The sequence below is a fragment of the Amycolatopsis sp. NPDC049159 genome, assembly GCF_040648295.1.
In the GTDB taxonomy this organism is placed as follows: domain Bacteria; phylum Actinomycetota; class Actinomycetes; order Mycobacteriales; family Pseudonocardiaceae; genus Amycolatopsis; species Amycolatopsis pretoriensis_A.
This window is the reverse complement of record NZ_JBEZDL010000037.1, coordinates 19,486-31,273: the sequence shown is the minus strand read 5'-3', so window position 1 is coordinate 31,273 and position 11,788 is coordinate 19,486. Positions and strand designations below refer to the sequence as shown.

The following is an 11,788-nucleotide window of genomic DNA, read 5'->3' as shown; positions in this document are numbered from 1 at the left end:
GTCAGTACTGCTTGCCGACGGCGTCGAGCAGCCGCTCGAGCGTCTCGAACGAGGGCGGTTCGACGGCGTCCACCAGGTCGGCGGGCACGTGCGCGGGCGCGGCGACCTCGGCGAACAGCTTCGGGTCGGTCGTGCGGAAGCCGAAGGTCGCGGCGAGCTTGCCCAGCTCGGGGTCGGTGGACAGGAGCTGGCCGACCTTGTCGCCGTCCGGGGTCAGCGGCACCAGCGTGTGCTTCGAGTACACCGTCGGCGCGGTGTAGAGCAGCCGCATGTCCGGCCGGATGGAGCCGTCGCCGCGCACCACCCGGTCCACGAACTGCGACTCGTAGATCAGCGCCAGCGGCGTCTTGCCCATGCCCGCCGACAGGTAGTCCTCGAACGGCCCTTCGGTGCTGTTCTGCGTGTACCCCTGGTCCAGGAACAGCTTCGACACCGGCGGCAGCACCTTCGCCTCCTGCTCGGGCGTGCTGACGACGGCGTTCCCGTTGGCCACGAAGGAAACGATCGACAGGTACATCGCCGCGGAGTTCGACTCGCGCGGGTCGGTCGTGGTGACGAGGACGTTCTTGCGGGCCGGGTACGCGGTGCTGCCGGGCAGCTGGTCCCAGCGCGTCCCGGCCTTCGCCAGGTCCAGGTACTTCGCGATGTCGAGGACGTCGTAGTCGCCGGCCCCCTTGTGCACCAAGCCGTTCGCGCGCAGCAGCGCCACGATCGGCTCGAAGCTGGCCACCGCCATCGGCGACTGGAACGGCGTGTACACCGTCGTCACCTTGCGGTCGCGCTGGATCTTCTGCGCCGCCGGCGAGGACGACGGGAACGCGAACGCGTACTTCCCGAGGTCCACGCTCGTCGCGATCTGCCGCGAGCCCGCGGTGTCCACTTCGACCTTCAGGCCGTGCCGCGCGAAGGCGTCGACGACGCGCCGGTCGGTGAAGAACGCCTGCTTCTCCGAGCCGATGGTGCCGCGCACCGTGGTGAGGTCGCCACCCTGCGCGGCGCCGTCGCCGCGCCCCCAGATGATCACCCCGACGACGGCCAGCACGAGCACCACGGCCAGTCCGATCGACACCCGGCGTTTCACGAGCCACTCCCCTCGATGGGCTTTCGCTCATTGGACGCGGGAGCGGGCCCGTTCGAAGTGAACGGCGGGTGAAGGAACGGTCTCAGGTCACCGGGAACCAGGTCCCGGACGCCCATTCCGTGTCGCCCCAGGCCTTCCGCTCGTCCGGCCGTGGGTCGAGCACCAGATCGGTGTCTTCCCGGAAAACCAGCACCGGGCGGAGTTCGGGGCCGTAGGAAGGCCATTCGGGGCCGTCGGCGTCGGCGACGCCGTCGCGGATGAACCGCACCCAGGCCCGGTGGATGAGCAGCGCGGCGCGCTCCCGCTTCGGGTTCACGTCGATGGCCTGGTCGAACAGCGGCATCGGGACCTTCCACGCCATGGTGGTCTCGGTGCCGTGGCCGCCGTCGAGCTGCTCGGGCACGCCGGGCGCGGCGATGTCGATGCGGTAGCGGAACACGGGGGCGTGCGCGGACTGCGCGTCGGCGAGGCGCTGCGTCGGGATGCCGTAGCGCTCGTCGCCCATCGCGGCGATCTTCGCGGACTTCAGGTCGGGGACGCGCCGGAGGTAGGTCTCGAGCAGGTGCGAAGCCCGTTCCTCACCGAGGATGCCGCTCAAGATGCCGCTCGCGGGCGCCGTCGCGACGTCGTCGCCGAGCATCAGCGCGTACGTGCTGCCTTCGTTGCTGTTGCAGCCGATCAGCAGCGGGACCCCGGCCGCGCTCCCCCGCCGGATCGGCTCGATCGGCACCTCGGGCAGCACCCGCGGGTGCAGGGTCGGGCGCCAGAGCCACAACGCCTGCAGCCCGGTCAGGATCCGTTCCTGCGCCTCGACGAACTCCTTGGCGGGCAAGGACCGCAACGCTTCGGCGTCGTGGCAGCCGACTTCGTCGAGGAGCCGCTTCGCCAGCGCCGTGCCGGCCTCCGGCGTCGCCACGTGGTCGGCGCCGCCGCTGCTGCTGATCCCCTGGGCGAACAACCCCGCGCCCAGCGGGCTGCCCATCAGGTTCCCGAGGCTCTTCGCGCCCGCCGAGACGCCGTAGACGGTGATCCGCGCCGGGTCGCCGCCGAACGCGGAGACGTTGCGGCGCACCCACTTCAAGGCCTCGATCTGGTCGAGCAGGCCGCACACCCCGGCGTCCGCTTCGGACTCGCCGAAGATCCCGGCGAGGTGCAGGAAGCCGAGCGAGCCGAGCCGGTAGTTGATCGTGACGACGACGATCCCGGCGCGCGCGAACTCCTCGCCGTCGCCGAGCTGCTCGCCGTGCCCGACGCGGTAACCGCCGCCGTGCAGCCAGAACAGCACCGGCCAGCCGCCTTCGGGCGCGGGCCCTTCCGGCGTGCAGACGTTGAGGTACAGGCAGTCTTCGTCGCACACCGCGGACGGGTTCATCGGGTCCGGCGACTGCATCGCGTGCGGGCCGTACTCGGTGGCGACGTGCACGCCACCGGACAGCGACGGCGGCCGCGGCGCCTTCCACCGCAGCTCGCCGACCGGCGGGCGGGCGTACGGGATCCCGCGCCAGACGCGGACGCCGTCCCCCGCCAGCCCCACGAGCGCCCCGAGCTCGGTCGTCACCGTCGGGACGGAGACCATCAGAGCGAAGCCTGCTCGACCGTCGGCAGGCAGACCTCGAACCGGGTGTTCCCGGGCTCCGACTCGACGCGCAGGTCGCCCTGGTGGCGTTCGACGACGATCTTCCACGAGATGTCCAGGCCGAGCCCGGTGCCTTCGCCGACCGGTTTCGTGGTGAAGAACGGCTCGAAGATCCGCGGCTTGATGTCCGCCGGGATGCCCGGGCCGGTGTCGCCGATCTCCACGCGGACCTGGTCGTTCTGGCCCCAGGTGCGCAGGGTCAGCGTGCCGTCGCCCTGCATCGCGCCGATCGCGTTGTCGATGATGTTCGTCCAGACCTGGTTCAGCTCGCCCGGGTACGCGGGGATCTTCGGCAGGCTGCGGTCGTACTCCTTGACGACGCGGATGTCGCCGATCTTGCCCGAGAGCATCACGAGCGTGGAGTCGAGGCCGTCGTGGACGTCGACCCACTGGTGCGGCGCGCGGTCCATCTGGGAGTACTGCTTGGCCTTGCCGACCAGCGCGGAGATGCGCGTGGTGGAGTCCTCGATCTCGCCCATCAGCATCTCGGTCTCGAGCGCGTAGGCGAGCCAGCGGACGGCGCCGTCGATGAAGGTGTCACCGACCTGCTCCAGCACGTGGTCCAGGTCGGGCGTGGTCAGCCCGGCGCGGACGTAGATGTCGGCGAGGTCCCAGCCGCCGTCGATGCCCCGCTCGTCGAACCAGCCGGTGATCTCGTCCTCGCGGTCGGCCTGCTGCATCGCGGTCAGCTTCGGCGCCTGCGCGACCTGCTTGACCAGGCGTTCCTGGACGTCGATGAGCTGGTAGAGCAGCTCCGGCTCGATGTCCTTCTTCGCCAGGAAGGCCAGCTTGTGCCGCATGCCGGCGACGCGCTCGCGCAGGGCGGACGTCGCCCGCACGGCGGCCGCGGCCGGGTTGTTCAGCTCGTGCGTCAGGCCCGCCGACAGCTCGCCCAGCGCCAGCAGGCGCCGGCGCGAGCCGATCACCGTGTCGCTGTTGCGCCAGCCGAGGTACATGCCCTCGAGCAGGTGCGTCGCCATCGGGAACCACCGGCGGAACTCGAAGGAGAACTCCTTCGAGGGCAGCGTCAGGAACGTGACGTCGGAGAGCGCGCGCACCGTCGCGTTGTAGGTGTGCTCGGTTTCCTGGTGCACGAAGAACTGCGTCGCGCCGAAGTAGGCGCCGCGCTGGTCGGACCGGTTGGTTTCCACCTCGGTGCCGCTGACCAGCCGCGTCATCCGGATCGCGCCGGTGAGCAGGACGTAGAAGCAGGTCGCTTCGCCGCCTTCGCTGATGACGGTGGAGTCGCCCTCGTACTCCTCGAGGACCGCGTTGCCGGCGATCCAGTCGAGCTGCTCTTCGGAAAGGTGTTCGAACAGGAAGAGCCCGCGAAGCTCGTCCCGCGGCAGTGCGCTCATTGTTCCTCCAGGTACCGGTGTACCAGCGTCACGGCCATCGCGCCCTCGCCGACCGCGGAGGCCACCCGCTTGACCGACTGGGACCGCACGTCACCGGCCACGAACACGCCGGGGATCGAGGATTCGAGGTAGTGCGGATCACGGTCGAGGGTCCAGCCCGCCGGGCGCTGACCGGCGGTCAGCAGGTCGGGGCCGGTGCGGACGAAGCCGTACTCGTCGCGGTGGATGGTCTCGCCGAGCCAGTCGGTGCGCGGCGCGGCGCCGATGAAGATGAACAGGTGGCCGGAGTCGACCGTCTCGGTGACGCCGTTCTCGCACAGCGTGATCCGCTCGAGGTGCTCGTCGCCGTGGGCCTGCTTGACCGTGGTGTGCGTGCGGACGTGGATGTTCTCGATGCCGGCGATCTGCTCGATCAGGTAGTGCGACATCGACGCTTCCAGGGAGGCGCCGCGCACCAGGATCGTGACGTCGCTGGCGTGCCGGGAGAAGAACACCGCCGCCTGCCCGGCGGAGTTGGCGCCGCCGACGATGTAGACGTGCTCGCCCTTGCACTCGGGTGCCTCGGTCGCGGCCGAGCCGTAGTAGACGCCGCGGCCGGTGAGCTCCTCGATGCCCTCGGCCTCCAGGGCGCGGTAGTTGACGCCGCTGGCGAGGATCACCGAGTGCGCGGCGATCTCGCTGCCGTCGCCGAAGGTGATCACCCGCGACGAGCCGCGGGCCTCCAGGCCGACGACGTCGCGCGCGGTCAGCACCTCGGCGCCGAACTTCTGGGCCTGGCGGCGCGCCCGGTCGGTCAGCTGCGCGCCGGAGACGCCGTCGGGGAAGCCGAGGTAGTTCTCGATGCGCGAGCTCGTGCCGGCCTGGCCGCCGGTGGCCTTCTTCTCGACGAGCACCGTGCGCAGGCCCTCGGAAGCGCCGTACACCGCGGCGCCGAGGCCGGCCGGGCCGCCGCCGATCACGACGAGGTCGTAGAACTCCTGCGCCGGCCGGGTCGACAAACCGACCGCGTCGGCGATCTCGCCGCCGGTCGGCTGCTTGAGCACCTTGCCGTCCGGCGTGACGACCACCGGGATGTCGGCCTCGGTCGCCTCGGCGGCCTGCAGGATCCGGCACCCTTCGTCGTCCTGGACGGAGTACCAGCGGTACGGGACGGCGTTGCGGGCGAGGAAGTCGCGCAGCTCGAAGGACGGCTGGCTGTACCGGTGGCCGATGAGCTTGACCTCTTCGACCGGCTTGTCGCCGACCGCCTTCCAGGTCTCGACCAGCGCGTCGATCACCGGGTAGAGCTTCTCCTCCGGCGGGTCCCACGGCTTGAGCAGGTAGTGGTCGACGTCGACGACGTTGATCGCCTGGATCGCGGCGTCGGTGTCGGCGTAGGCGGTCAGCAGGGCGCGGCGGGCGTGCGGGAACAGGTCCATCGCCTTCTCGAGGAAGGCGATCCCGTCCATCTGCGGCATCCGGTAGTCGGCGAGGATGGCCGCGACGGCGTCGCCGCGCAGCTTGATCTCGCGCAGCGCTTCGAGCGCGTCCATGCCGGAGTCGGCACGGATGACGCGGTAGTCCTTGCCGTAGCGGCGCCGCAGGTCACGGGCGACCGAGCGGGACACGGCGGGATCGTCGTCGACGGTCATCAGGATCGGCTGGCTCACGCCTTGCAGCCTACGGCGCCGCGCGGCCGGCCGGGGAGGACCGGCGTTTCGGCACCTGGACCCGCTCCAGGTCCTCGGCCACGACGATCTCCCCCTCGAACTCGGCTTTCGCCTCCTCCAGGAACCGCGCCGGGTCGGGGTAGCGCTGCGAGAAGTGGGTGAGCACGAGCTGCCGGACGCCGGACTCGGCGGCGACCCGGGCCGCCTGCTGCGCGGTCAGGTGCCCGAAGTCACTGGCGAGCTTCGTGTCCTCGGCGAGGAACGTCGCTTCGATCACCAGGGTGTCGGCGTGCTCGGCGAGCGCGTACACGGCGTCGCACAGCCGGGTGTCCATGACGAAGGCGAACCGCTGGCCGGGGCGGGGCGTGCTGACGTCGGTCAGCTTCACGCCGTCCAGGTTTCCTTCGCGCTGGAGCCGGCCGACGTCGGGGCCGGTGATCCCGTGTTCCTCCAGTTTCCCCGGCAGCATGGTGCGGCCGCCGGGCTCGGTCAGGCGGTAGCCGAACGCCTCGACAGGGTGGCTCAGGCGCCGGGCCTCGAGGGCGAACTTCCCGCCGGCGATCGGGCCGTCTCCGGCGATCGGGTGCTCGCGCAGGTCGGCCCGCTCGTAGAACGCGGTCGCGTGCCGCATGCGCTCGAAGTAGTGCGCGCCGGACGCCGGGAAGTGGGCGTGGACCGGGTGGGCCACGGCGTCCAGCGACAGCCGCTGGATCACCCCGGGGAGGCCGAGGCTGTGGTCGCCGTGGAAGTGCGTGATGCAGATGCGGGTGATGTCCGTGGCGGCCACGCCGGCCCGCAGCATCTGGCGCTGGGTGCCTTCGCCGGGGTCGAAGAGGAGGCCCTCGCCGTCCCAGCGCAGGAGGTAGCCGTTCTGGTTGCGGAGGCGCGTGGGCACCTGGCTCGCGGTGCCCAGCACCACCAGTTCGCGGGTCGACACCCCCGCACGGTACTCAGCCGGCGAGCTTCCGGAGCCGGAACGCGAGAACCAGCAGCACGATCCCGTAGATCAGCGCGTAGATGCCGACCAGCAGCGCGACGCCGTACGCGCCGGCGATCGGGTTGATCACGATCAGGATGCCGGCGAGCACGGAGATCGCGCCGGCCAGGATCAGGAAGGCCTCGCCCTGGATCTGCTTGCGCAGGCGGATCGCCGCGGCGATTTCGGCGATGCCGGTGACGATCGCCCACAGGCCGACCAGCAGGGCCAGCAGCAGGACGGTGATGCCCGGCCAGACGAGGACGAGGATCCCGGCGACGATGCCGAGCGCGCCGAGGATCCCGTAGGCCGCGCGGTGCCCGGCGTCACCCGGGCGGAAGGCCTGCATGAGGGCGCCGATGCCGTCGACGATCGCGTAGACGCCGTAGAGGATCGCCAGGACGAGGACGGTGGCGCCCGGCCAGATCAGCGCGAAGAGCCCGAAGAGCACGGCGAACACGCCGCGCAGGGCCACCAGCGGCCAGGCCCGGCGGGGTTCGACGACGGAGAACGCTGCGAAGGAGGTCATCTGCCGCTCCCGGATCGAAGGAAGCACCCAGTATCGCGACGTTCCCCCGCCGTCGGCTCCCCGAACAACCCGTTCGGGGGTATCCACTGTGGACTTGAAGGACCGGCGTGCGCCGCGGCCGCCACCACGGCGCACGCCGGTTGCTCAGGGGTAGCTCACCAGGTTGACCGCCTTGGTGCCCGACGGCGTCGCCGGCCCGGTGTTGTTGATGACGTGCGTGATCGTGCCCTGGTAGTTGAGCGACACGGTCACCATGTCGTGGAAGCGGACACCCGCCGTGTTCGGCGCCTCGTAGGCGTGCGCGCTGGCCACGGACGGGTTGGTGCTGAAGTAGCAGTAGCTGCCCAGGCCCCACGCTTCGTGACTGGTGACGTTCGGGCCGACCTTGTAGGCGGAGTAGCCCGGCGTGGAGCCGTTCATCCAGCTCGCCTGGTCCGGCACGTCGTAGGGCATCTCGTTCTGGAAGAAGTAGGTCCGGCCGCCGTTGCCGTTCCAGACGACCTGCGTCTTCTGGTAGTGCTCGACGAACAGGCCGTACATCGTCACGTCGTTGCCGTTGACGGTGAGCCCGGTGTCGGCCGTGTTCGTGCCCCAGCCGACGTACTCGTTGCGGTCGGCGTGGTCGGCGCGCCAGATCCACATGTGGTCGCCGATCACGTTGCTGCTGTTGACGACCACGCTGTTCGTCGCCTTCCCGACGGCGGCGCCGCCGATCCGGAAGAACACGTCGTGCAGCGACGTCGGGTCGGCCGCGTGGTTAGCGCTCGAGCCGGCCGGGCCGACCTGCATGAGCGTGGCCGAGTTGGTCGTGCCGGCGTCGATCAGCAGGCCGGCGACCTTGACGCCGTCGACGTCGTCCACGGTCATGGCGGTGATGCCGTTGTCCGGGACCAGCGTGGCGATGCCGAGGCCGAGCACGACGGTGTCCGGCCGGGTGACGCGCAGCGTCTGGTTCAGGTGGTAGACACCGGGCGTGACCAGCAGGTTCTTGCCCGCGGCGAGCGCGGCGTTCATGTCGGCGGCGGTGGCGCCGGGCTTGGCGATGTAGAACTGGCCGATCGGCAGCGACGTGCCGGGCGCGGTGCCGTTCGCCCAGCTCGTGCCGGACGCGTTGGTCTTCACGCCGGGCACGAAGACCTGGTAGTTGCCGCCGCCGTCGAGGTAGAGGAAGGGCTTCTCGCGCACGACCGGTGTCTGGGCGACCGTGGTGTAGGGCGGGCTCGGGAAGGTGTTCGCCGGAGCTCCCTGGACACCCGCGAAGACCATGTTCCAGTTCGAGCCGTTCCAGCTGCCGAACTGCGAGTTGCGGGAAATCCACTGCTGCTGCGAGCCGGAGCGGACCTGGCCGTCGATCTTCGTGTCGGAGATCCAGCCGCCGCTGGCCCAGCCGCCGTCGTCGAGCTGCAGGTCACCGCGGACGTGCATGCGGCGGTACGGCGCGGCCTGGCTGACCGCCCACCGGTCGGCGCCCCCGGTCGGCGTCACGGACAGGTTTTCCGCGCCCCGCCAGAAGTTCTGGGTCGCGTTCTGCGGCGGGAACCAGTCGGCCTCGACGTGCACGGCGCCGTTGATGTTGACCGCGTCGGGGCTCAGCCCGAGGCCGAGGACCTGGGTGTAGAAGCCGACGTTGACGTCGTTGGCGTAGGTGCCCGGCTTGAACATCACGGCGTAGCGCTGGCTGCCGAACTGGTTGCGTTCCTGCTGGCTGAAGATGCTGTTCAGCCGGCTCTGGATGGTCGAGCTCGGCATGGACGGGTCGAAGATCACGACGTTCGGCCCGAAGTCCGGCTGGCCCGGCGGCTGGCTGGTGTTCACGGGGGTCAGCATGAAGGACTGCGCGGTGGTGCCGTTGCAGGCGTACTGCTGGAGCTGAACCGAGTCGGCGGCGGAGGCGCCCGGGACGTCGAGGCACTTCCCGCTGTTGCGGCTGACGAAGTGGTACCGGCCGCTGCCTTCGTCGACGGCCTGCCACTGCTGGTTGGCCCCGTTCGAGTAGGACCACAGCTGCACCAGCCCACCATCGGCGGTGGAGACGTTCGTGACGTCCCAGGCGGCGGCCGGGTTGGTGCGCGCGTTCACCCGGAAGTAGCCGTCCCCGGTCGACTGGAACTGCCACTGCTGCGAGCTGCTCTGGTTGCAGGAGTACTGCTGGACGACGGTCCCGTTGGCGGTGCCCGCGGCCCGCGCGTCCACGCACTTCCCGCTGTTGACGGCAGCCACGGTGTACCAGCCGTCGGGCGCGATGGCGGCCTGGGCGCTCGGCGCCGCTACCGCGCTCCCGACCAGGACCGACGCTGCCGCGAGCAACGTCATCACCCTCTTCATGCGAAACCTCCTCCGCCGCGTTCGCGGCATCCATCGAGCAGGAAACGGCAGAGGCGTGCCCGGTCTGGGTAGACGCGGCGTAACGGGCGGGGACCTCGGCGTCACAACCGCGCAAAATGTAACGGGGGCCACACCGGGAGTCAATACACGACTAAAAATAAGGTGTGAAAGTGCAGGTCAGGAGCTTGGGGTGGGTGTAGGTACCCCCGCGCGGAGGGGGCACTGGCGGGGTGTAATGTATGGGCATACGAGATGCGGAGTTCACCTTCGCCTCGGGGCTATGGCGCAGCTGGTAGCGCACCTCACTGGCAGTGAGGGGGTCAGGGGTTCGAGTCCCCTTAGCTCCACTCTCGCAAAACCCCTTCGTTTCAGTCCTCGCGGGCTGACCGGAGGGGTTTTCCGCGCTCCGGGGCCGTGGTCAGTCGGATTCGAGGATCTCGGCCAGCCGCAGCGTGTCTTCGAGGTAGCGCTCGTACGGGAATCCGGCGGCGATGAGCCCGGCGCGGAACTCGTCGTAGAGGGGCTTCCCGTTGACCTGGAACGCCTTCCGGCCGGTTTCCGTGAGCGTGACCAGACGCCGTCGGGCGTGGGCGGGGTCGACCACGACCTGGACCAGGCCGTCCGCCTCCAGGGTGCGCAGGGAGCGGCTGATCGCCGGGTCCGAGACCGACAACGCCTGGGCCAGGCGGTGTTGCGTTGCCGGCTCGATGTCCTCCAGCGTGCCCAGGAGCCGGATCTGGCTGTACGTCAAGCCGTCCTCGCCGTCGGTGCGGCGGCGGGCCGCGTCGCCCAGCAGCATGACCACGCGGTGCAGCAAGTCTGCGAGTCCTTCGTCCACGTCGTCAGCCTAGCAGAGTGTTGACTGGTTAATGTTAACCATGCAAGACTCGCGGCATGAACACCTTCGGTTACTTCGCCCAGTCGGCCTTTCCCCTGGTCTGGATCGTGGTCCCGGCTGTCGGGGCCTACCTGCGAGCCCGCCACGTCACCTCGGCCCGGGAGCGGCTGGAGATCTGGCAGCGCTGGTGGGCCATCGGCGCCTTCGGCATCGGCAGCCTGTGGATGACGGTCGCGTTCCTCGCCTTCCCGGACGTGATGGCCACCGCCATCGGCTTCCCCCGGACGCCGTTCCTGTTCGAGATCGCCTTCGCCAACCTCGGGCTGGCCGTCATGGGCTTCCGCGCGGCTTCGGCGTCAGCGCGTGAGCGCATCACCATCGGGCTCGGCGGCGGCATGTTCCTGTGGGGCGCCCTCGCCGGCCACGTCTACCAATGGTTCGCGGGCGGCGACCACGCTCCCGGCAACACCGGCGGCGTGCTCGTCAACGACCTGCTGATCCCGGCGGTCATGATCGTCCTCGCCGTGCGTTCGCGGCGCCTGGCCCCGGTCGCGGTCTGAGCCACCGTGAAAACCCGGCACAGCAACGAAACCGGCGAAGCCCGAGCGGTCGCCGCCGATCGGCTCACGACGTTCGTCGACGCGGTGATCGCGATCGCGCTCACCCTGCTCGCCCTGGACCTCCGCGCCCCCACCGGCGACACCACCGACGCCATGCTGAGCTCGGCTTTGGCCCACGGCAAGGAGTACCTGGCCTTCGCGCTCAGCTTCACGGTGATCGCCGCCCACTGGCGCGCGCACCACGAGATCTTCCGCTACGTCGGCTCGCTGAGCGGGCGCCTGACCAGCCTCACCCTGGCCTGGCTGTTCATGCAGGTCCTGATGCCGTTCGCCACCCGGCTGCTCACCGCCGACGGCGCCTTCCCACCGCGGTTCAGCTTCTACGCGCTCGTGCAGGTCCTGGCGTCCGCGACGTTCGCGCTGATCATCCGGGAAGTCCGGCGCGAGCATTTGCACCGCTCGGACGTCGCGCCGCCGGAATTCGCGCAGAGCATCGTGCGCAGCATCTGCCTGGCCGCCGTCTTCGCGGTGTCCGTTCCCGTCTCGTTCCTGATCGGCGGCGCCGGCGCGTACCTGTGCTGGCTCACGGCGCCGGTCGTGCTCGCCGTCGCCCGTCGCGTCCAGAGCCGTGCGGTGCAATGACCGCACGCACCACTCGGCCCTCGACGTCCGGTCGTGCCGACGTGCGGGGATCGCGCTCCCACCGCCCTGATCGGTCAGCGCAGCTCCAGACGGATGCCGTGTCCTGTCCCGTCTCCATCGGGTTCGTGCTCGCGGATGATCCCGACGATCTCATCGAACAGCGTCGGGCCTTCGCCACGCTTGGCGCTGACAAC

10 protein-coding genes and 1 tRNA gene are annotated in these 11,788 nt (G+C 70.1%); 3 read left to right on the top strand and 8 right to left on the bottom strand.

Annotated elements, in window-relative coordinates:
- Position 1: 1 nt before the first annotated feature.
- The 7 genes from AB0B33_RS43430 to AB0B33_RS43400 all read right to left on the bottom strand — a co-directional run bounded on the left by AB0B33_RS43430 (position 2) and on the right by AB0B33_RS43400 (position 9,554).
- Positions 2 to 1,081 (bottom strand): hypothetical protein, encoded by a 1,080-nt coding sequence (locus tag AB0B33_RS43430; protein WP_360783126.1) that lies wholly within the window; start codon positions 1,079 to 1,081, stop codon positions 2 to 4.
- An 82-nt stretch (positions 1,082 to 1,163) separates the two neighbouring features.
- Positions 1,164 to 2,657, bottom strand: coding sequence for a carboxylesterase family protein (locus tag AB0B33_RS43425; protein WP_360783123.1), 1,494 nt, complete (start codon positions 2,655 to 2,657; stop codon positions 1,164 to 1,166).
- Positions 2,657 to 4,075 carry an ATP-binding protein gene (locus tag AB0B33_RS43420; protein WP_360783120.1) on the bottom strand — a complete coding sequence of 473 codons (1,419 nt, stop codon included), beginning with the start codon at positions 4,073 to 4,075 and terminating at the stop codon, positions 2,657 to 2,659. The genes AB0B33_RS43425 and AB0B33_RS43420 overlap by 1 nt, the downstream gene beginning before the upstream one ends.
- On the bottom strand, positions 4,072 to 5,724 hold the full coding sequence (locus AB0B33_RS43415; RefSeq protein WP_247013925.1) for a response regulator: 1,653 nt from the start codon (positions 5,722 to 5,724) through the stop codon (positions 4,072 to 4,074). The genes AB0B33_RS43420 and AB0B33_RS43415 overlap by 4 nt, the downstream gene beginning before the upstream one ends.
- 10 nt (positions 5,725 to 5,734) lie before the next feature.
- Positions 5,735 to 6,661 (bottom strand): ribonuclease Z, encoded by a 927-nt coding sequence (locus AB0B33_RS43410; protein WP_360783116.1) that lies wholly within the window; start codon positions 6,659 to 6,661, stop codon positions 5,735 to 5,737.
- A gap of 13 nt (positions 6,662 to 6,674) precedes the next feature.
- The gene (locus AB0B33_RS43405) at positions 6,675 to 7,229 is read right to left on the bottom strand and encodes an HdeD family acid-resistance protein (protein WP_360783113.1); all 555 of its coding nucleotides are present in this window, start codon (positions 7,227 to 7,229) and stop codon (positions 6,675 to 6,677) included.
- Between the two features lie 144 nt (positions 7,230 to 7,373).
- Entirely contained in the window at positions 7,374 to 9,554 is a 2,181-nt protein-coding gene (locus tag AB0B33_RS43400; RefSeq protein ID WP_360783110.1) for an RICIN domain-containing protein, read from the bottom strand.
- 274 nt (positions 9,555 to 9,828) lie between these two features.
- Between AB0B33_RS43400 and AB0B33_RS43395 the strand changes: the two genes are divergently transcribed.
- A tRNA-Ala gene (locus AB0B33_RS43395) sits at positions 9,829 to 9,901 on the top strand.
- 71 nt (positions 9,902 to 9,972) lie between these two features.
- On the opposite strand, the gene AB0B33_RS43390 is transcribed toward AB0B33_RS43395, so the two are convergent.
- A complete protein-coding gene (locus tag AB0B33_RS43390; RefSeq protein ID WP_247013952.1) occupies positions 9,973 to 10,392 on the bottom strand; it encodes a MarR family transcriptional regulator in 420 nt (139 codons plus the stop codon).
- Between the two features lie 56 nt (positions 10,393 to 10,448).
- Between AB0B33_RS43390 and AB0B33_RS43385 the strand changes: the two genes are divergently transcribed.
- Complete coding sequence (locus tag AB0B33_RS43385) at positions 10,449 to 10,952, top strand: DUF6790 family protein (protein ID WP_360783107.1); 504 nt, start codon at positions 10,449 to 10,451, stop codon at positions 10,950 to 10,952.
- A gap of 6 nt (positions 10,953 to 10,958) precedes the next feature.
- Positions 10,959 to 11,594, top strand: coding sequence for a TMEM175 family protein (locus AB0B33_RS43380; RefSeq protein WP_360783104.1), 636 nt, complete (start codon positions 10,959 to 10,961; stop codon positions 11,592 to 11,594).
- Positions 11,595 to 11,788 lie beyond the last annotated feature (194 nt).

Coding starts and splice junctions, on each gene's coding strand:
- AB0B33_RS43425 (WP_360783123.1), bottom strand. CDS start 2,657: ATGGTCTCCGTCCCGACGGTGACGACCGAGCTCGGGGCGCTCGTGGGG.
- AB0B33_RS43420 (WP_360783120.1), bottom strand. CDS start 4,075: ATGAGCGCACTGCCGCGGGACGAGCTTCGCGGGCTCTTCCTGTTCGAA.
- AB0B33_RS43405 (WP_360783113.1), bottom strand. CDS start 7,229: ATGACCTCCTTCGCAGCGTTCTCCGTCGTCGAACCCCGCCGGGCCTGG.
- AB0B33_RS43400 (WP_360783110.1), bottom strand. CDS start 9,554: ATGAAGAGGGTGATGACGTTGCTCGCGGCAGCGTCGGTCCTGGTCGGG.
- AB0B33_RS43385 (WP_360783107.1), top strand. CDS start 10,449: ATGAACACCTTCGGTTACTTCGCCCAGTCGGCCTTTCCCCTGGTCTGG.